The sequence below is a fragment of the Sphingomonas sp. A2-49 genome (genome assembly GCF_025548555.1).
Lineage (GTDB): Bacteria > Pseudomonadota > Alphaproteobacteria > Sphingomonadales > Sphingomonadaceae > Sphingomonas.
The window spans coordinates 59,871-76,541 of the sequence record NZ_JAJLPA010000003.1 but is presented as its reverse complement, the minus strand read 5'-3'; the positions used below and the strand labels follow the sequence as shown (position 1 = coordinate 76,541).

The 16,671-nt window shown below is 68.7% G+C and carries 18 protein-coding genes and 1 pseudogene; 10 read left to right on the top strand and 9 right to left on the bottom strand.

Going from position 1 to position 16,671, the window contains the following annotated elements:
• Window positions 1-41: 41 nt before the first annotated feature.
• The 4 genes from folE to LPN01_RS05460 all read left to right on the top strand — a co-directional run bounded on the left by folE (window position 42) and on the right by LPN01_RS05460 (window position 2,256).
• Window positions 42-662, top strand: coding sequence for a GTP cyclohydrolase I FolE (gene folE, locus LPN01_RS05475; protein ID WP_262827354.1), 621 nt, complete (start codon window positions 42-44; stop codon window positions 660-662).
• Complete coding sequence (locus tag LPN01_RS05470; protein WP_262827353.1) at window positions 656-1,405, top strand: SDR family oxidoreductase; 750 nt, start codon at window positions 656-658, stop codon at window positions 1,403-1,405. Before folE ends, LPN01_RS05470 begins: the two co-directional genes overlap by 7 nt.
• Window positions 1,398-1,748, top strand: a complete 351-nt coding sequence (locus tag LPN01_RS05465) for a dihydroneopterin aldolase (RefSeq protein ID WP_262827352.1) — start codon at window positions 1,398-1,400, stop codon at window positions 1,746-1,748. Before LPN01_RS05470 ends, LPN01_RS05465 begins: the two co-directional genes overlap by 8 nt.
• 64 nt (window positions 1,749-1,812) lie before the next feature.
• Window positions 1,813-2,256 carry a hypothetical protein gene (locus LPN01_RS05460; RefSeq protein WP_262827351.1) on the top strand — a complete coding sequence of 148 codons (444 nt, stop codon included), beginning with the start codon at window positions 1,813-1,815 and terminating at the stop codon, window positions 2,254-2,256.
• 71 nt (window positions 2,257-2,327) lie between these two features.
• On the opposite strand, the pseudogene LPN01_RS19120 reads toward LPN01_RS05460, so the two are convergent.
• The 3 genes and pseudogenes from LPN01_RS19120 to leuA form a co-directional block, all read right to left on the bottom strand.
• Window positions 2,328-2,568: pseudogene (locus LPN01_RS19120) on the bottom strand (alpha-isopropylmalate synthase regulatory domain-containing protein); the annotation flags it as partial.
• The gene (locus LPN01_RS05450; RefSeq protein WP_262827350.1) at window positions 2,567-2,815 is read right to left on the bottom strand and encodes a hypothetical protein; all 249 of its coding nucleotides are present in this window, start codon (window positions 2,813-2,815) and stop codon (window positions 2,567-2,569) included. The gene LPN01_RS05450 and the pseudogene LPN01_RS19120, both read right to left, overlap by 2 nt.
• 474 nt (window positions 2,816-3,289) lie before the next feature.
• Window positions 3,290-4,945 carry a 2-isopropylmalate synthase gene (gene leuA, locus LPN01_RS05445; RefSeq protein ID WP_262827349.1) on the bottom strand — a complete coding sequence of 552 codons (1,656 nt, stop codon included), beginning with the start codon at window positions 4,943-4,945 and terminating at the stop codon, window positions 3,290-3,292.
• A 300-nt stretch (window positions 4,946-5,245) separates the two neighbouring features.
• Between leuA and LPN01_RS05440 the strand changes: the two genes are divergently transcribed.
• Entirely contained in the window at window positions 5,246-5,632 is a 387-nt protein-coding gene (locus LPN01_RS05440) for a BLUF domain-containing protein (protein WP_262827348.1), read from the top strand.
• Window positions 5,633-5,659: 27 nt separating this feature from the next.
• On the opposite strand, the gene LPN01_RS05435 is transcribed toward LPN01_RS05440, so the two are convergent.
• The 5 genes from LPN01_RS05435 to miaA form a co-directional block, all read right to left on the bottom strand.
• Complete coding sequence (locus tag LPN01_RS05435) at window positions 5,660-6,262, bottom strand: YceI family protein (RefSeq protein WP_262827347.1); 603 nt, start codon at window positions 6,260-6,262, stop codon at window positions 5,660-5,662.
• A 330-nt stretch (window positions 6,263-6,592) separates the two neighbouring features.
• A complete protein-coding gene (gene ilvC, locus LPN01_RS05430) occupies window positions 6,593-7,612 on the bottom strand; it encodes a ketol-acid reductoisomerase (RefSeq protein ID WP_262827346.1) in 1,020 nt (339 codons plus the stop codon).
• 104 nt (window positions 7,613-7,716) lie between these two features.
• Window positions 7,717-8,232 carry an acetolactate synthase small subunit gene (ilvN, locus tag LPN01_RS05425; protein WP_262827345.1) on the bottom strand — a complete coding sequence of 172 codons (516 nt, stop codon included), beginning with the start codon at window positions 8,230-8,232 and terminating at the stop codon, window positions 7,717-7,719.
• 149 nt (window positions 8,233-8,381) lie between these two features.
• Window positions 8,382-10,139: a biosynthetic-type acetolactate synthase large subunit gene (gene ilvB, locus LPN01_RS05420; RefSeq protein WP_262827344.1), complete on the bottom strand. Its 1,758-nt coding sequence runs from the start codon at window positions 10,137-10,139 to the stop codon at window positions 8,382-8,384.
• 64 nt (window positions 10,140-10,203) lie between these two features.
• Entirely contained in the window at window positions 10,204-11,169 is a 966-nt protein-coding gene (gene miaA / locus LPN01_RS05415; protein ID WP_262827343.1) for a tRNA (adenosine(37)-N6)-dimethylallyltransferase MiaA, read from the bottom strand.
• On the opposite strand from miaA, the gene serB reads away from it, so the two are divergent.
• Entirely contained in the window at window positions 11,150-12,028 is an 879-nt protein-coding gene (gene serB, locus LPN01_RS05410; protein WP_262827342.1) for a phosphoserine phosphatase SerB, read from the top strand. The two genes, miaA and serB, sit on opposite strands and share 20 nt — an antisense overlap.
• A gap of 218 nt (window positions 12,029-12,246) precedes the next feature.
• The gene (locus LPN01_RS05405; protein ID WP_262827341.1) at window positions 12,247-12,768 is read left to right on the top strand and encodes an energy transducer TonB; all 522 of its coding nucleotides are present in this window, start codon (window positions 12,247-12,249) and stop codon (window positions 12,766-12,768) included.
• Window positions 12,769-12,862: 94 nt separating this feature from the next.
• On the opposite strand, the gene LPN01_RS05400 is transcribed toward LPN01_RS05405, so the two are convergent.
• Window positions 12,863-13,852 (bottom strand): tetratricopeptide repeat protein, encoded by a 990-nt coding sequence (locus LPN01_RS05400; RefSeq protein ID WP_262827340.1) that lies wholly within the window; start codon window positions 13,850-13,852, stop codon window positions 12,863-12,865.
• Window positions 13,853-13,998: 146 nt separating this feature from the next.
• Between LPN01_RS05400 and LPN01_RS05395 the strand changes: the two genes are divergently transcribed.
• From LPN01_RS05395 to LPN01_RS05385, 3 genes are read left to right on the top strand one after another with little or no spacing between them, the layout of a single operon-like run.
• Window positions 13,999-14,721: a ParA family protein gene (locus LPN01_RS05395; RefSeq protein ID WP_262827339.1), complete on the top strand. Its 723-nt coding sequence runs from the start codon at window positions 13,999-14,001 to the stop codon at window positions 14,719-14,721.
• Window positions 14,722-14,723: 2 nt separating this feature from the next.
• Complete coding sequence (locus LPN01_RS05390; RefSeq protein WP_262827338.1) at window positions 14,724-15,275, top strand: hypothetical protein; 552 nt, start codon at window positions 14,724-14,726, stop codon at window positions 15,273-15,275.
• A 30-nt stretch (window positions 15,276-15,305) separates the two neighbouring features.
• Window positions 15,306-16,643, top strand: a complete 1,338-nt coding sequence (locus tag LPN01_RS05385; protein ID WP_262827337.1) for a tetratricopeptide repeat protein — start codon at window positions 15,306-15,308, stop codon at window positions 16,641-16,643.
• Window positions 16,644-16,671: the final 28 nt, after the last annotated feature.

The following is a 16,671-nucleotide window of genomic DNA, read 5'->3' as shown; positions in this document are numbered from 1 at the left end:
TCATGGTTGGGTGCGGTGCAGCGTGAACGACGGGGTGGATCATGACTGATCGCGCAGCGAGCCCCGACGACGGCGATCTGGTCGACGCGGCGGCTGCGCCGAGGGTGCCCGAAGACGTCGCGGCGGCGATCCGCACGCTCATTCGCTGGGCGGGCGACGATCCCGACCGCGAAGGGCTGATCGACACGCCGCGCCGCGTCGCCAAGGCGTGGAAGGAATATTGCGCGGGCTATCAGGATCACCCGGCGACGCATCTGGAGCGGGTATTCGAGGAAGTCGGCGGCTATGACGAGATCGTCCTGCTGAAGGACATTCCGTTCCAGTCGCATTGCGAACACCATATGGCGCCGATCATCGGCAAGGCGCACATCGCCTATCTGCCCAAGAATCATGTCGTCGGCATCAGCAAGCTGGCGCGCGTGCTGCACGGCTTCGCGCGGCGGTTGCAGGTGCAGGAACGGCTGACCGCGGAGGTCGCCGATTGCATCTGGGACAATCTGAAGCCGCAGGGCGTGGCCGTGGTGATCGAGGCGAGCCATGCCTGCATGAGCGCGCGCGGCGTGCGCACCCCTGGCGTGTCGATGGTGACCAGCCGGATGATGGGCGTGTTCCGCGATGACGAGCGCAGCCGCAAGGAAGTGCTGGCGCTGATGGGATGCTGACCGGCACGGTGCTCGTCACCGGCGGCGCGAAACGGCTCGGCGCGGCGATCGCGCGGGCGGTGGTTGCCGCCGGTGCAGACGTGGTGATCCATTATGGCACATCCGCGGACGCGGCGCGCGCGCTGGCGGACGAGCTGGGCGGCGTGGCGGTCGCGGGCGACCTGTCCGATCCCGCCGCGGCGGCCGATCTGTTCGCGCGCGCCCGCGCGGCGGCGGGGGGGGCGATCACGGGGCTGGTCAACAGCGCCTCGCTGTTCGCGTTCGACCGGCCGGAGGCCGTCGACCCCGCGCTCGCCGCCCGGCTGCATGCGATCAACTGCGTCACGCCCGCCATGCTCGCCGCCGCGCTTGCCGGGCAGGGCGATCTCGACGCCGGGGCGGTCGTCAACCTGCTCGACCAGAAGCTCGCCAACCCCAATCCCGACTTCTTCAGCTATACACTGAGCAAATATGCGCTGGCCGGGGCGACCGGAATGCTGGCGCAGGCGCTGGCGCCGAAGGTCCGGGTCAACGCGGTCGCGCCCGGCATCACGCTGCCCAGCGGCGACCAGAGCGACGCTGCCTTCGCGGCGGTCGCCTCCGACAATCTGCTGCGCCGCCCGGTCGGCGCGGAGGCGGTCGCGGCGGCGGTGGTGTACCTGCTCGGCGCGCGCAGCGTCACCGGCCAGACGCTGTACGTCGACTGCGGCCAGCGTTTCGTCCGCAGCGATCGCGACGTGATGTTCGGATTCGCCGATGGCTGACTATACGATCATCCTCGACGCGCTGGACGTCATGATGCGGCTCGGCATCCACCCGCACGAAGCCGCCCCCCAACGCGTCCGGCTGTCGGTATGGATGACCGTCGAATATTCGGCCCCGCCGAGCGCCGACCGGATCGCCGACGTGCTCGATTACGACTTTCTGCGCGACGGTATCCTGCGACTGGCCGGCGGTCCGCCGCTGGCGTTGCAGGAAACGCTGGTCGAGGCGGTGGCGGCATTGTGCCTTGCCGACGCACGCGTCCGCGAGGTGCGCGTGCGCTCGATGAAGCTGGACGTGTACCCGGACGCCGGCGTAGGCTGCGAGATCGTGCGACGTCGATAGGGGGGTGGCAGCTGTTGCGGACGCGTGATCTTGTCGCCCGAGGCTGACTGGCAGAAAGGGCGATATGCTCCTCACTTTCACGAAGCGTGACGGCAAGTTCGATGACCTGCGCGTCGAGCGTGACGGCTTACCGAGCGAGACGGTCCAATGCCCCAAACAGGGCATCCTACCGCACGACATGATCCATTATGCCGTCGAAAGCACGGTAACCCACAAAGGGTTTCTGTCCCTTCTTCGCGAAGGTAGGCCGGTCGCGTTTACGACATCGGGCGGACCGATGGAGGCGGCAGTCGAACGGCTGGTGGAGACGTTTCAAGCCGAGATGTGGGGCGGCCGTGTGCCCGCAGCGGACCTGATCGCGGTCTATGAGCATGCGTGTGGAACGGATGGCCCGCTGGTCGCGCCAATAGCCCCGGCCGAGGTCGAAGCTATCCGGCAGACGATCGATGAGCTCACCCACGCATGGTCGGACCTGCCCGTTGGGCAGTCCCTAAGCGTCCGCTTTTAATCCGCAAAGGACGTCGATCGTCCGCAACCGCACGATCGCCACGATCAGGCCGCCGCCAGCGCCCGTCCGCCCTAGGCCCGGTTCGCCGCGCTCAGCACCGCGCGCACGCTCGCGGTCGCGATGTCGGTGTCGAGGCCGACGCCGAACACCGTCCGCCCGTCCGCGGTCCGGCATTCGACATAGGCTGCGGCCTGCGCATCGGCGCCGTGGCCGATCGCATGTCGCTGTAATCCACGACATCGAGGTCGCGCCCAGCGCAGCGATCATGCCCGAGATCAGGCCATCGAAGACGCCGCTGCCGGATACCGATCTAGTCAGTCGTCGCCTTCGCGGATCCACGTTTGAGGCGGTCGCGTTTTCCGGCCTCAAGTTTTCTGATCCGCGCGTCCTTTTCTCGTTTGATCCGGGCGCGTTCGAAGATTTCGCTGACGCCTCTGTCACTGATACCGACCGCACGGGCGTCCGTCGCGCGCCCCCCTGCTCCGGATACTTGGGCAGAAACTGCGGCCGCTGACCCTAGCCCGTAAGCCAGCATAACGCCGGAGAGCATCCATTTCATCTTAGATATCCCTTCGTCGACCAAAGAATAGACACTCTAGAATGGTTCGGACGGTTGCAACCGGAAAGTATCACTCGCATCGCCCTGCGCCGTGTCAGTCAATGTATTACAACAACAAAATTCGTCAAGTAAGCCGCGCGAGATGGGCGTTCTGCTCACACGGGCGGCATTGTGGCAAACCGTCGTAAGCAACAGGCTCGATCAGGCGGGAAGGTCAATTTTAATGGCGTGGGTCGAATGGACAGGAGTCAGCAGAAAGATCGCTGCGCTTGCCAGCCCGATAAAACCAGATGCAAATTTGCGGCGGTGAAGGTCGTTTACCGACTTCGTAAGGCAATACCGGGCTGCGACGAAGGCAGCCAGGCTCCACAGTGCAAAGGTCCACACGCCTTCAGCCTAGAGATCGCGGCGTGCGACGACAATGTCCGCAGCCGCACGATCCCCACGTTCGCGTGCCGCCAGCGCCCGTCCGCCCTAGGCCCGGTTCGCCGCGCTCAGCACCGCGCGCACGCTCGCGGTCGCGATATCGGTGTCGAGGCCGACGCCGAACACCGTCCGCCCGTCCGCGGTCCGGCATTCGACATAGGCTGCGGCCTGCGCATCGGCGCCGTGGCCGATCGCATGTTCGCTGTAATCGACGACGTCGAGGTCGGGCCCGGTCTCGCCCAGCGCGGCGATCACGCCCGAGATCAGGCCGTTGCCCCGCCCGGAGATCGACCGTTCGACCCCGTCGACCGCGACCCGCCCGACGAACAGCCGGTCGCCCGCGCTCCCCGTCTCGTCGTAATCGCGCAGCACGAAGCGATCGTCGTCGTGCGGCAGATAGGTTCGCTCGAACCGCGCCCAGATGTCGGCGGCGCCGAGTTCGCGGCTGGTCTCGTCGGCGAGCGCCTGGACGTGGCGGCTGAAGTCGGCCTGCATCCGCTTGGGCAGCTTCAGCCCCTTGTCCTGCTCGATCACCCACGCGACGCCGCCCTTGCCCGACTGCGAATTGACGCGGATGACGGCTTCGTAGCTGCGGCCGAGATCGGCGGGATCGATCGGCAGGTACGGCACCTCCCACAGATCGTCGTTGCGCTGTGCCTGGGCGGCGAAGCCCTTCTTGATCGCATCCTGGTGGCTGCCCGAAAAGGCGGTGAAGACGAGCTCGCCGGCATAGGGCGTGCGCGGATGGACGGGCAGGTTGGTGCAGTAATGGACCGTGTTGACGATGCCGTCGATGTCCGACAGGTCGAGCCCCGGCGCCACCCCTTGCGTGTACATGTTGAGCGCGACGGTCACGAGGTCGCAATTGCCGGTGCGTTCGCCGTTGCCGAGCAGGCACCCTTCGACCCGGTCCGCGCCCGCCATCAGGCCGAGCTCCGCCGCGGCGACGCCGGTACCGCGATCGTTGTGCGTGTGCAGCGAGATCACGACCGCGTCGCGGTTGGGGATGTTGCGGCCGAACCATTCGATCTGGTCGGCATAGACGTTGGGCGTCGCGCATTCGACGGTGGCAGGCAGGTTGAAGATGATCGGCCGGTCCGCGGTGGGCCGCAGCACGTCCATCACCGCGGCGCAGACCTCGACCGAGAAGTCGAGCTCGGCAGTGGAGAAGGTTTCCGGGCTGTATTCGAAACGCCAGTCGGTGTCCGGCCGCTTCGCCGCCTCGTCGCGCAGCACCATGGCGCCGTCGATCGCGATCTGCTTCACGTCGGTGCGCGACATGCCGAAGACGATCTTGCGCCACGCGGGCGACACCGCGTTGTAGAGATGGACGATCGCCTGCTTCGCGCCGTCGAGGCTGGCGAAGCTCGTCTCGATCAGGTCGCGGCGCGACTGGGTGAGCACCTGGACGAAGACGTCGTCGGGGATGCGGTCCTGCCGGACGAGGCCGCTGATGAAGTCGAATTCGGTCGCGCCGGCGGACGGGAAGCCGACCTCGATCTCCTTGAGCCCCACCTTCACCAGCAGGTCGAACAACCGCGTCTTCTTTTCCGCGTCCATTGGGTCGATCAGCGCCTGATTGCCGTCGCGCAGGTCGGTCGACAGCCAGCGCGGGGCATGGGTGATGACGCGCGACGGCCAGCGGCGGTCGGGCAGGTCGATCGTCGGGAAGGGGCGGTATTTGGTCGAAGGATCGCGGAGCATGTGTCGGTCCCGTAGTGGCGCCGCGGACCGTCGGGTCGCACGCGGCGGGGTGGCGCTGAAGCGTTATCCGGCCCTTAGGGGAGCGTGCACGAGCAACCGCCGCCCTAAGGGCGGATAAGTCGAAGCAGGGTGCCGGCGCGGTCCATCACGGCCGCGTTCATGGCCGACCGTCGCGCGCTTGTCCACCCGCTGCGGCCCCGCCCGCGGCGGGGCGGCGTTGACGATCCGTTAACCGCGTGTCGGTACCGCCGGACAGGACGGTCGTTCGTCCTCTTGATCCATGTTGGGAACGACAACACGATGCGGCAAATCGTCTATATCAGCAGCGTCCGGCGCCACGTTCCGGTCGATCCCGCCACCATCCTGTCGGCATCGCGGCGCAACAACGCGCGGGCGCGGGTGACCGGCCTGCTGTTCTTCGACGGCAAGCGTTTCCTCCAGGCGCTGGAGGGGGACGACGCGGCGGTCGATGCCGCGTTCGCCCGCATCCAGCGCGACGAACGCCATCACGCGCTGGTCGTGCTGTCGAACCGCACGATCGCCGCGCGCGAATTCGGCGAATGGGCGATGGCCTATGGCGCGCCGGGAGAGGATCAGGCGGCTGCACTGGCGCGATTGACGGCCAATGCCGACCCCGCGGTGCGGGCGACGTTCGAAGGCTTCGCAAAGGTCCGGCGCGCGGCGTGAGGCCGGCGCGCCGGGAACCGTCGCGGCTTATTGCGCGACGAACGCCGCGTTGATGTCGAGCTTGACGCTGTCGGCGACCACCGGCGTCGCATAGCCGAGGCCGAAATCGCTGCGCTTGATCGTGGTGGTTCCCCGGAAGCCGAAGTTCAGCTTCTTGTTCATCGGGTTGGTTCCGGCGCCGACGAAGGTCGCGTCGATCGTCACCGGCCTGGTGACGGTCTTGATCGTCAAATTGCCGGTGATCCGCGCGGTGTCGCCGTTCGCGACGACGCCGGTCGAGACGAAGCGCGCGGTCGGATAAGTCGCGGCATCGAAGAAGTCCTTGGACTTGAGGTGATTGGCGAATGGCGCCGCGGTCACCGACAATTGGTCGATCGCGAAGGTGACGTCGAGCTTGGCGGCGGTGGGCTTTGCCGGATCGATCGTCAGCGTGCCGCCCTGCGCGCCGAACTGACCGGACAGCATGCTGAAGCCCATGTGGTTCAGCGTCCAGGTCACCTGCGTGTGGGCCGGATCGACGGCATAGGTGCCGGCGACGACCGCGGCCTTGTTCGGCGTGCCGGGCAGGCCGGTCTGGGCGATGGCGGGAATCGCGGCGGTGGCGATCAGGGCGGCAAGGATCAGGCGCATGGTGGAAGCTCCGGCAAAATGTTGCGCAGGTTTAACCATGGCCGGCGACGCGGCGAAAGGGCCAAAGCCGAAACGGATCGTTCGAGCGGCGCTGTCGCTGATTGCCCGGCGTGGGTCGTCTTCGTCGTCGCGGCCCTCGGGGGAGGCGATCCGGGCGTGATCCATCGGAGGGGCAGCGCCTCCCGGCGAAGGCCGGAATGCGGTGGCGGGACGATCGCGACGAGCGTTGCGCGTCGCAACCACGCTACCCGACCCCGACCTTCGCCGGGGTCGCGATGACGGCGCGATGGATACGGTGCCGCCGCCGTGCAGCAGACGACACCGCTCCGGTCAGTTCTTGTCCTTGTCGACCAGCTTGTTGGCGCCGATCCACGGCATCATCGCGCGCAACTCGGTGCCGACCTTCTCGATCGGGTGGGCGGCGGCCTGCTTGCGGCTGGCCTTCAGCTCGGGCTGGCCGGCGCGATTGTCGAGGACGAAATTCTTGACGAAGCGTCCCGACTGGATGTCGGCAAGGACGCGCTTCATCTCCGCCTTGGTTTCGTCGGTGATGATCCGCGGGCCGGTGACGATATCGCCATATTCGGCGGTATTGCTGATCGAATAGCGCATGTTGGCGATGCCGCCCTCATAGAGCAGGTCGACGATCAGCTTGGTTTCGTGAAGGCATTCGAAATAGGCCATTTCGGGCGCGTAGCCGGCCTCGGTCAGCGTCTCGAACCCGGCCTGGATCAGGTGGGTGATGCCGCCGCACAGCACCGCCTGTTCGCCGAACAGGTCGGTTTCGCATTCCTCGCGGAAATTGGTCTCGATGATGCCCGAACGGCCGCCGCCGACGCCGCTGGCATAGGCGAGCGCGACGTCGTGCGCGTTGCCGCTCGCGTCCTGATGGATCGCGATCAGGCAGGGGACGCCGCCGCCGCGGACATATTCGCTGCGCACGGTGTGGCCGGGGCCCTTGGGCGCGATCATGATGACGTCGATGTCCTTCGGCGGTTCGATCAGGCCGAAATGCACGTTGAGGCCGTGCGCGAAGGCGAGCGCGGCACCCGGCTTCATGTTGCCCTTCAGGTCCGCGTCCCAGATCGCCGCCTGATGCTCGTCGGGGGCGAGGATCATGACGATGTCCGCCCATTGCGCGGCTTCCTTGTTCGACAGCACCTTGAAGCCGGCGTCGATCGCCTTCTTGGCCGTCGCCGAGCCTTCGCGCAGCGCGATCGCGACATCCTTGACGCCGCTGTCGCGCAGGTTCTGCGCGTGCGCATGCCCCTGCGACCCATAGCCGACGATGGCGATCTTCTTATCGGTGATGAGGTTCAGATCGGCGTCGCGATCGTAATAGACCTTCATTTTCAAATCCCTTTTGTCATCCCCGCGGAGGCGGGGATCCATACCCGCTGCGGTCAGTAATTATGGATTCCCGCCTTCGCGGGAATGACGAAGAAACCCTTGGGCTACGCCGCCTCGCGGCCGCGGCTGATCGCGACGATGCCGGTGCGCGCGACCTCGATCAGGCCGACCTCGCCCATCAGCTCGACGAACTTGTCGATCTTCTCGATGCCGCCGGTCACCTCGAACACGAAGCTGCTGGTCGTCGCATCGACGACGCGGGCGCGATAGACGTCGGCGAGGCGCAGCGCCTCGATCCGGTGGTCGCCGGTGCCCGCGACCTTCACCAGCGCCAGCTCGCGCTCGACGTGCGCGCCCTGCGCGGTGAGGTCGGTGACCTTGTGCACGGGCACCAGCCGGTCGAGCTGGGCGATGATCTGTTCCATCGTCGCCGGGCTGGCGCTGGTGACGATGGTGATGCGGCTGACCGACTTGTCGGCGGTGATCTCCGACACCGTCAGGCTTTCGATATTGTAGCCGCGCGCGGTGAACAGGCCGGCGATCCGTGCGAGGATGCCGGGTTCGTTGTCGACGATCACCGCCAGCGTGTGGCGTTCGGTGGCTTCGGTCTTGATGTGCATGCTGAATTCCTCCCCGGCACGGGGAGGGGGACCATGCGGAGCATGGTGGAGGGGGGCCTCCACACATGCTGTCGCCCGCGGCGATCCCCCTCCACCAAGCCGCTTCGCGTCTCGGTCCCCCTCCCCGTGCCGGGGAGGAGCTTAAAGTGTCACACCAGCGCCTTGGCCTCGTCGTCCATCGTGCCCGACACTTCGTTCGCCTGCAGGATCATGTCGGTGTGCGCCGCGCCGCTCGGGATCATCGGGAAGCAGTTCGCCAGCTTGGCGACGCGACAGTCGACGATCACCGGGCCGTCGTGCGCGAGCATCGCGGCGATGCCGTCGTCGAGGTCGTCCAGTGCCTCGATACGGATGCCCTTCCAGCCATAGGCCTCACCCAGCCGGACGAAATCGGGCAGCGAATCCGAATAGCTTTCGGCATAGCGGCTTTCATAGGTCAACTCCTGCCACTGGCGGACCATCCCCATATATTCGTTGTTGAGGATGAAGATCTTGACCGGCAGGCGGTATTGCGACGCGGTCGCCAGCTCCTGGATGTTCATCTGGATGCTCGCCTCGCCGGCGATGTCGATGACGAGCGCATTGGGGTTGCCGAGTTGTGCGCCGATCGCCGCGGGCAGGCCGTAGCCCATCGTGCCGAGGCCGCCGCTGGTCAGCCACTTGTTGGGCTTTTCGAACCCGAAATGCTGCGCGGCCCACATCTGGTGCTGGCCGACCTCGGTCGTGATGATCGGATCGCGGGCGTGCGTCGCCTCCCACAGCGCGCGGATCGCACGCTGCGGCATGATCGCCTGTCCCGCTTCGGGGAAGTCGAGGCTCTTCACCGCGCGCCAGCCGGCGATTCGGTTCCACCAGTCGCGCGTGTCGGGTTTGGGATGCTGGCGCGATTTCCAGATGCGGACCATGTCCTCCATCGCGTGGCCGGCATCGGCGATGATCGCGAGGTCGACGCGCACGTTCTTGTTCACGCTCGACCGGTCGATGTCGATATGCACCTTGCGGCTGTTCGGGCTGAACGCGTCGAGCCGACCGGTGACGCGGTCGTCGAAGCGGCTGCCGATCGCGACGACCAGGTCGGCCTGGTTCATCGCCATGTTCGCCTCATACGTCCCGTGCATGCCGAGCATGCCCAGGAACTGGTCGGACGAGGCGGGGAAACAGCCGAGGCCCATCAGCGTCGACGTCACCGGCGCACCGGTGATACGCGCCAGCTCGGCGAGCAGTTGCGACGCGGCCGGCCCGGAATTGATGATGCCGCCGCCGGTGTACAGGATCGGGCGTTCGGCCGCGGCGAGCATGTCGACGACCTGCTCGATCTGTGCCTGCGGCGCCTTGACCTGCGGGCGATAGGTCTTGTGCTGGATCGGGCCCGGCTTGACGTAGCGCGCGGTCGCGACCTGCACGTCCTTGGGGATGTCGACGACGACCGGGCCGGGCCGGCCGCTGGTGGCGATATGGAACGCCTCGTGGATCGTCGGGCCCAGCTTCGCCGGGTCCTTCACCAGGTAATTGTGCTTGGAACAGTGGCGCGTGATGCCGACCGTGTCGGCCTCCTGGAACGCATCGGTGCCGATCAGCGCGGTCGGCACCTGCCCGGTGATGACGACCATCGGGATCGAATCCATCAGCGCATCGGTGATGCCGGTGACCGCGTTGGTCGCGCCGGGGCCGGAGGTGACGAGCACGACACCGGGCTTGCCGGTCGAGCGCGCATAGCCCTCCGCCGCATGCGTCGCCGCCTGTTCGTGGCGGACGAGGATATGCTTCAGCCGCACGCCATTGGCGTTGGCGCGGAACATCGCGTCGTAGATCGGCAAGACCGCCCCACCGGGGTAGCCGAACACGACCTCCACGCCGAGATCGCACAGCGCCTCGACCAGGATGTCTGCTCCGCTCTTTTCGCCCACGGTTCGTCTCCACCAGATGTCAGGGATTGATGGGGAGGGCGGGTAGCCGCGGTGCGCCGCAAGGTCAACCCTGTTCGTGGAATAAAGTTGCTAATCGATCGGTAGTTTCATTTGAATCTGTCGTCCTGATCCAGCTTTCCGGCGATTGGTTGCGGAACCAGGTATATTGGCGCTTGGCATAGCGGCGTGTGTCGCCTTGCAGGCGCGCGAGCGCGTCGGCCTCGGCCGCATCGCCGCGGATCATGGCGGCGATCGGTGGCACGCCGATCGCGCGGAGGATCGGCGCATCCGCCGGCACGTCGCGACGGGCGAGCAGGGCGGCCACCTCTGCGCAGGCGCCGGTCGCCAGCATCGCCTGACAGCGCGCGTCGATGCGGGCCATCAGCGCGTCGCGGTCGGGCAGCAGGATCGCGGCGGCGAGCGTGATCGCGGTGCCGATCCCGCCGACGCGTTCGCCCTGCCACGCGGCCAGCGGCCGGCCGGTGGCGCGGACGACCTCCAGCGCGCGTGCGACGCGCGTCGTATCGGCGGGAGCGAGTCGCGCGGCTGCGGGCGGATCCTCCCGCGCCAGCAGCCGATGCGCCTCCGCCACGGGGAGCGCGCGCACCGCGGCACGGATCGCGGGATCGATCGCGGGCACCGGCGCGATCCCGTCGAGCAGCGTGCGCAGATACAGACCGGTCCCGCCGACCAGGATCGGCAGCTTGCCCGATGCGTGCACCTCGGCGATCGCCGCGCGCGCCTCGCCGGCCCAGCGTGCCGCGGAATAGCCGGCATCGGCGGCATCGACGTGGCCGAACAGCCGGTGCGGCACCCGCGCCTCCTCGGCGGCATCGGGGCGGGCGGTGAGCACGCGCAGGTCGGCATAGACCTGGCTGGCGTCGGCGTTGACGACGACGCCGTCGCACGCCTCGGCGAGGCGGATCGCGGCGGCGGACTTGCCGCTGGCGGTCGGCCCTGCGATGAGCGCCACGCCCGGTCCGGGGCGCGGTTTGGGGGAAGAGGCAGCGATGTTCACGGCGACGCTCATAGGCGATGGCCTGCGCGCAGGCGACCTGTCGGCGGCGACCGACCGGCTGGCGGCGGCGGGCTGCGCACCTGGTGTGGCGACGTGGCTGGAGGCGGGCGAGGCGGTGGACATCGCCTTCGATCGCGATCCCGCCGCGGCGCGGGATGTGCTCGAAGGCGCGCTTGCGGGCACCGACGTGGTCGTCCAGCCGACCGCGACGCGGCGCAAGGCGCTGATCGTCGCCGACATGGATTCGACGATGATTACCGTCGAATGCATCGACGAGCTGGCCGATTACGCGGGCATCAAGGATGAGGTCGCGGCGGTGACCGAGGCGGCGATGCGCGGCGAGCTCGATTTCGAAGCGGCGCTGGATGCGCGGGTCGCGCTGCTCGCCGGGCTGGACGAGGACGTGATCGCACGTTGCCTTGCCGAGCGCGTGACGATCATGCCGGGCGCCCGCGCGCTCGTCCGCACGATGCGGGCGAACGGGGCGGAGGCGGTGCTGGTATCGGGCGGCTTCACCCGCTTCGCCGAGCCCGTGGCGGCGGAGATCGGCTTCGATCGCGCCATTGCCAACGTGCTGCTGATCGCGGACGGGCGGCTGACCGGGACGGTCGCCAAGCCGATCGTCGGGTCGGCGACGAAGGAAGAGACGCTGCTGGCGGCGATCGCGGGGCGGGGGATCGCGCCCGAGTCGTCGCTCGCGGTCGGTGACGGCGCGAACGATCTGGCGATGATCCGGCGGGCGGGGCTCGGCGTCGCCTATCACGCCAAGCCGATCGTCGCAGCGGCGGCGGGGGCACGGATCGACCACGGCGACCTGACCACATTGTTATACGCGCAAGGCTATCGGCGTGGCGACTGGGTCACCGCTTAAGCGCAGCAATCGTATACGCAAGCCACTATGGTAGCAATAAAATTTAGGGCCGGCCCGGTATTCTGTTGACAGTGCGGGCGGCGCGGATCACCTTGTCGCCCGGGAAAGCGCGTTGACCGCAGAATCACGCCAACCCCCTTCGACCATAGCGACCCTGCTGCCCTGAGCAGCGCTTGCTCGCGCGTTTATTGGCCGATCGTCCAGCAATGGAGGTCGTCATGAAATTGTTCGCACTTCTCGCGTCTGCGTTAATCGTCCTCTTCCCCGCATCGTCGTCCAGCCAGTCGCGCCTCCGCGACATTACGGTGCAGGGCATTCCGCTGACCCCCGCCCGGTGGGTCGCCACCGTGTCGAAGAAGCTCGACGCGGTTCTCGTCTATCCGAACCCGGTATATTGGACCGGCGATGGCGCGGCGAGCGGCATCGTATCCGTGCAATTCCAGACCGATGCCCAGAATCGCCCGATAGCGCTGTCGCTCGCGCGATCGTCGCGCAACCGGATCCTCGACCGGTTCGGGATGCGCGCGATCGAACGGCTCGGGCCGCTGCCGGTAATGCCGATCGCCTTCAAGCCGGGCCAGCGATTCCGGGCGAACATCGTCTATGCCGCCAGCTACGACGAATATAACCGCCAGCTGGTGATCCTGCGCAAGGAAGAGGCGGCACGACGGATGGCCGCGATCGCATCGCCCGATTCGGTCGCCGCGGTCGTCTCGCTGGGCGCCGGAACCGCCTCCTAGTCCCGACGCAAGGAACATGCCCCCCTTGCTTCTGCGGGCGAGGGGGGTGTGTACGCGCGTCTGCCGCCCGTTCGTCGGCGGCGGCGTTCGCGCCTCAGGGTGCCAGCACCACGCACGGCACGCCGGATGCGCCACACGCCGCCTGCGCCGCCGCCTTCGATGCGAACCCAGTCGCCTGAAGCCGGATCACCGCGCCGGCCTTCGCATAGACGGGCTGCGCACGCCCCAGCCTGCCGCGCACCCGCGACCATTGCGTCCGGGCGTTCGCCTCGGTCGTGAAGGCGCCGAGCTGGATATTCCACCGGCCCGTGGCCGGCGCGGCCGCGGGCGGTCGGGGGGTTGCGGGTTTCGGGTCGTGCGCGGCGATCCGGTCGTTGACGGGGCGGTCGGGGGAGGGCGTCGCACGTTCGGACCTGCCGCGCTTCGCGGCCGGGGCGGCGGCCTCGCGTGACGGCCCGGCGGCGTCGATCGCGATCATGCCGCCGCGACCCGCCGGCGACGGGAGCGCGCGCAAGTCGCTGGCGTATCGCTGGGCCAGCGCGGTGCCGCGTTCGCGATCGGCGGGGGTGACATATTGATCCATCTGCACCAGCGTTTCCGACGCGGCCTTCAGCCCCGCACGCGACGCCAGCGTCATCAGCGCATAGGCGCGGGGATAATCGCGCGGCACGCCATCGCCGTTGAACAGCATCGTGCCCAACACCAGCTGGCCGCGCGGTTCGCCGCGGCGCACCGTCTTCTCCAGCCAGGGCACGGCGTCCGCCTTGCGGCCCGCCTGGAACAGCGCGAAGCCGTAATTGTCCTCCGCCTGCGGATGGCCCTGCAGCGCCGCCTTGCGGAACCAGCTTTCCGCCTGCGCCGGGTCGGCGGGAACGCCGCGGCCGAGCTTGTACGCCTGACCCAGGTTGAACTGCGCATCGGCATCGCCCGCCACCGCCGGCCCGCGCCATTGCGCGACCGCACCGGGAAAGTCGCCGCGACCCCAGGCATCGACCCCCGCCTTGACGCTTTGCGCCGCCGCCGGGGCCGCCGCCGCGAGGCTCGCCGCCAGCAACGCGCCCGCGATCCAACCGCCGTTCCGCATGTCCGTCACCCCTTCGACCTCGCCGCCTTCATGCCCCGGCGCACGCGCCAGGCAAAGCGCCATCGCACGGCACCCATTAACCGCTTCTTAGTCCGCCTCTGGCAGGTGTGATGGCGGAATAGCGGCAATTTTTTTGAAGGGGGCCTATGCGCGTTCTCGCGATGGCATCGCAAAAGGGCGGATCGGGCAAGACGACCTTGTCCGGGCATCTGGCCGTCCAGGCACAGATGGCGGGCTTCGGCCCTGTCGTCCTGATCGACATCGACCCGCAGGGCAGCCTGGCGGACTGGTGGAACGAGCGGACCGCCGAATATCCGGCCTTCGCCCAGACCACCGTCGCGCGCTTGCAGGCCGATCTCGAGGCATTGCGCCAGCAGGGGTTCAAGCTGGCGATGATCGACACGCCCCCGGCGATCACCATGGCGATCCAGAGCGTCATCAACGTGTCCGAGCTGGTCGTCGTGCCGACCCGACCCAGTCCGCACGACCTGCGCGCCGTCGGCGCCACCGTCGACCTGTGCGACCGTGCCGGCAAGCCGCTGATCTTCGTCGTCAACGCCGCCACGCCCAAGGCGCGGATCACCAGCGATGCTGCCGTCGCGCTGTCGCAGCACGGCACCGTCGCGCCGATCACCATCCACCAGCGCACCGATTTCGCCGCATCGATGATCGACGGGCGCACCGTCATGGAGGTCGATCCCAACGGCAAGTCCGCCGCGGAGGTCGGACAGCTGTGGACCTATATCGCCGACCGGCTGGAAAAGAACTTCCGCCGCACCGTGTTCAGCGTGCCGACCGCCAGCGGCGGACCCGGCTTCGGCCATCGTCCCGCGGCCAGCGGCTTCGGCCGTCGTGTGGTGGGGGGGTGAGCATGTTCGGATCGTCCAAGCCGATCGCATCGCTGTCGTCCGGCCTGCTCGCCCGCAAGGGACAGGCGCGGCCCGCGATGCGCAGCCAAGGGTTCGGCAGCTTCGGCAGCGTGCCGCAGGGCGCCGACGATCTCGGCTGGAACGACATGGGGACGAGCGAGCCGTTGCCGGCCCAGCCGGTGCCCGACGTCCCGGTCGCGGCGGCGGATCCCGCGCAGCCCGCCGCCGTCGCGCCGGGCGGGGAGGCCGGGCCGGTCCCCCTCGTGCTCGTGCAGCGCGCGCTGCTGTCGGCGCAGATCGCCGCGCCGGAAGCGGCGAAGTCCGTTTCGGTCGCCACCGCGACCCGTATCCGCCGCGAGACGCAGCATGGCGCCAAGGCGGCCTTCACGTTGCGGGTCGATGCCGATCGCCACCTGCGCCTGCGGCTCGCCTCGGCGATCACCAACCGGTCCGCGCAGGACCTCGTCACCGAGGCGCTCGACGCGCTGCTCGGCGCCGTGCCGGAGGTGGAGGCGCTCGTCGCGCAGCTGCCGCCCGCAAAGGCCCGCCGGTGACCGCCACCGCGACATTCTGGGGTTGATCCGATGACACCACGCCTGATCCTGACGTTCGGCATGTCCGCGCTCGTGCTGGGGGGCAGCATGGTCGGCTGCACCGGCACCACCGGCCACGTCGCCTCCGCGAGCGACCGCAACGCGGCGCTCGCCGCCAAGGCCGCGTCGCGCAAGGCCGATTCGGCGCTGCGCGCGCTCGGCAGCCACGACGGGCCGACCGCGGTCGGGTTCGCCGAGGGCGCGGTCGCGCTGGCGCCGCAGGACGCGGGCTATCGCATGCTGTTGGGGCAAAGCTACCTGCAAGCCGGGCGGTTCGCATCGGCGCGCGATACCTTCGCCGACGTGCTGCAACTCAATCCGATGAACGGCAAGGCGGCGCTCAACCTCGCGCTGGCGCAGGTCGCGACCGGGGAATGGCGCGCGGCGCGCACGACGCTCGATGCCAATGCGGCGAACATCCCGGTCAGCGACCTGGGCCTCGCCACCGCACTCGCCGGCGATCCGGCGGCGGCGGTCGGCCTGCTCAACGCCGCGGCGCGCGCGCCCGGCGCGAGCGCCAAGGTCCGGCAGAATCTGGCGCTGAGCTATGCGCTTGCCGGCGAATGGAGCATGGCGCGCGTCGCCGCGGCGGCGGACATGTCGCCCGCCGACGTCGACGCGCGGATGGAACAATGGGCCGCCTTCGCACAGCCCAGGCGCGCGTCCGATCAGGTCGCGGCGCTGCTCGGCGTTACCCCGTCGGCGGATGCCGGCCGGCCGGTCGCGCTCGCCTTGTCCGCGCCGGTACCGGTGACCCCGTCGCAGGACGCGCCGGTACAGCTCGCAGCGGTCGAGCCCGTCCCTGTTCCCGCCGCGACGCCCACCCCGCTGGTCCCCGCCGCCGCCGCACCGCAGCCCGCCGCCGAGCTTGCGACGGTGCGCTTCGGTCCGCGTCGGGAGGTGGTCCAGGCGCTCCCAACGATGCTCATCCGTGCCGATCGCGCGCCCGCACGGCTGGCGATCGGCAGCCCGTCGCCCGTGCGCGTCGTCCAGATGGTGCCCGCCGCCCGGCCGTTCGTCCGCTCGCCCGCGGGTGGCGACTGGTATGTGCAGATCGGCGCGTTCAGCAACGTCGCGGTCGCCAAGGCGAGCTGGACCGGCGCCACCCGCCGCTTCGCCGCGCTCGCCGGCCGCCAGCCGACCGGCACCAAATTCGCCGCGCGCCAGGGCGAGCTGTACCGCGTCTCCGTCGGCGGCTTCACCCGCACGCAGGCCGACCAGATGTGCCGCGCCTACCAGGCGCAGGGCGGCGCCTGCTTCGTCCGTCGCGAGGCCGGCGACCGGATGGCGCAATGGCTGCGCGCTCCGGTCCAGCTCGCCGCGCGCTGATCCGGATGACCAACCGTCGACCCGGACG

What these genes read in the sequence shown, in the direction of transcription:
- LPN01_RS05465 (WP_262827352.1), top strand. Translation starts at nt 1,398, where the DNA reads ATGGCTGACTATACGATCATCCTCGACGCGCTGGACGTCATGATGCGG.
- ilvN (WP_262827345.1), bottom strand. Translation starts at nt 8,232, where the DNA reads ATGCACATCAAGACCGAAGCCACCGAACGCCACACGCTGGCGGTGATC.
- miaA (WP_262827343.1), bottom strand. Translation starts at nt 11,169, where the DNA reads ATGAGCGTCGCCGTGAACATCGCTGCCTCTTCCCCCAAACCGCGCCCC.
- LPN01_RS05390 (WP_262827338.1), top strand. Translation starts at nt 14,724, where the DNA reads ATGTTCGGATCGTCCAAGCCGATCGCATCGCTGTCGTCCGGCCTGCTC.
- leuA (WP_262827349.1), bottom strand. Translation starts at nt 4,945, where the DNA reads ATGCTCCGCGATCCTTCGACCAAATACCGCCCCTTCCCGACGATCGAC.
- LPN01_RS05460 (WP_262827351.1), top strand. Translation starts at nt 1,813, where the DNA reads ATGCTCCTCACTTTCACGAAGCGTGACGGCAAGTTCGATGACCTGCGC.
- ilvC (WP_262827346.1), bottom strand. Translation starts at nt 7,612, where the DNA reads ATGAAGGTCTATTACGATCGCGACGCCGATCTGAACCTCATCACCGAT.
- LPN01_RS05440 (WP_262827348.1), top strand. Translation starts at nt 5,246, where the DNA reads ATGCGGCAAATCGTCTATATCAGCAGCGTCCGGCGCCACGTTCCGGTC.
- LPN01_RS05435 (WP_262827347.1), bottom strand. Translation starts at nt 6,262, where the DNA reads ATGCGCCTGATCCTTGCCGCCCTGATCGCCACCGCCGCGATTCCCGCC.
- LPN01_RS05385 (WP_262827337.1), top strand. Translation starts at nt 15,306, where the DNA reads ATGACACCACGCCTGATCCTGACGTTCGGCATGTCCGCGCTCGTGCTG.
- folE (WP_262827354.1), top strand. Translation starts at nt 42, where the DNA reads ATGACTGATCGCGCAGCGAGCCCCGACGACGGCGATCTGGTCGACGCG.
- LPN01_RS05400 (WP_262827340.1), bottom strand. Translation starts at nt 13,852, where the DNA reads ATGCGGAACGGCGGTTGGATCGCGGGCGCGTTGCTGGCGGCGAGCCTC.
- LPN01_RS05395 (WP_262827339.1), top strand. Translation starts at nt 13,999, where the DNA reads ATGCGCGTTCTCGCGATGGCATCGCAAAAGGGCGGATCGGGCAAGACG.
- LPN01_RS05450 (WP_262827350.1), bottom strand. Translation starts at nt 2,815, where the DNA reads ATGAAATGGATGCTCTCCGGCGTTATGCTGGCTTACGGGCTAGGGTCA.
- serB (WP_262827342.1), top strand. Translation starts at nt 11,150, where the DNA reads ATGTTCACGGCGACGCTCATAGGCGATGGCCTGCGCGCAGGCGACCTG.
- LPN01_RS05405 (WP_262827341.1), top strand. Translation starts at nt 12,247, where the DNA reads ATGAAATTGTTCGCACTTCTCGCGTCTGCGTTAATCGTCCTCTTCCCC.
- LPN01_RS05470 (WP_262827353.1), top strand. Translation starts at nt 656, where the DNA reads ATGCTGACCGGCACGGTGCTCGTCACCGGCGGCGCGAAACGGCTCGGC.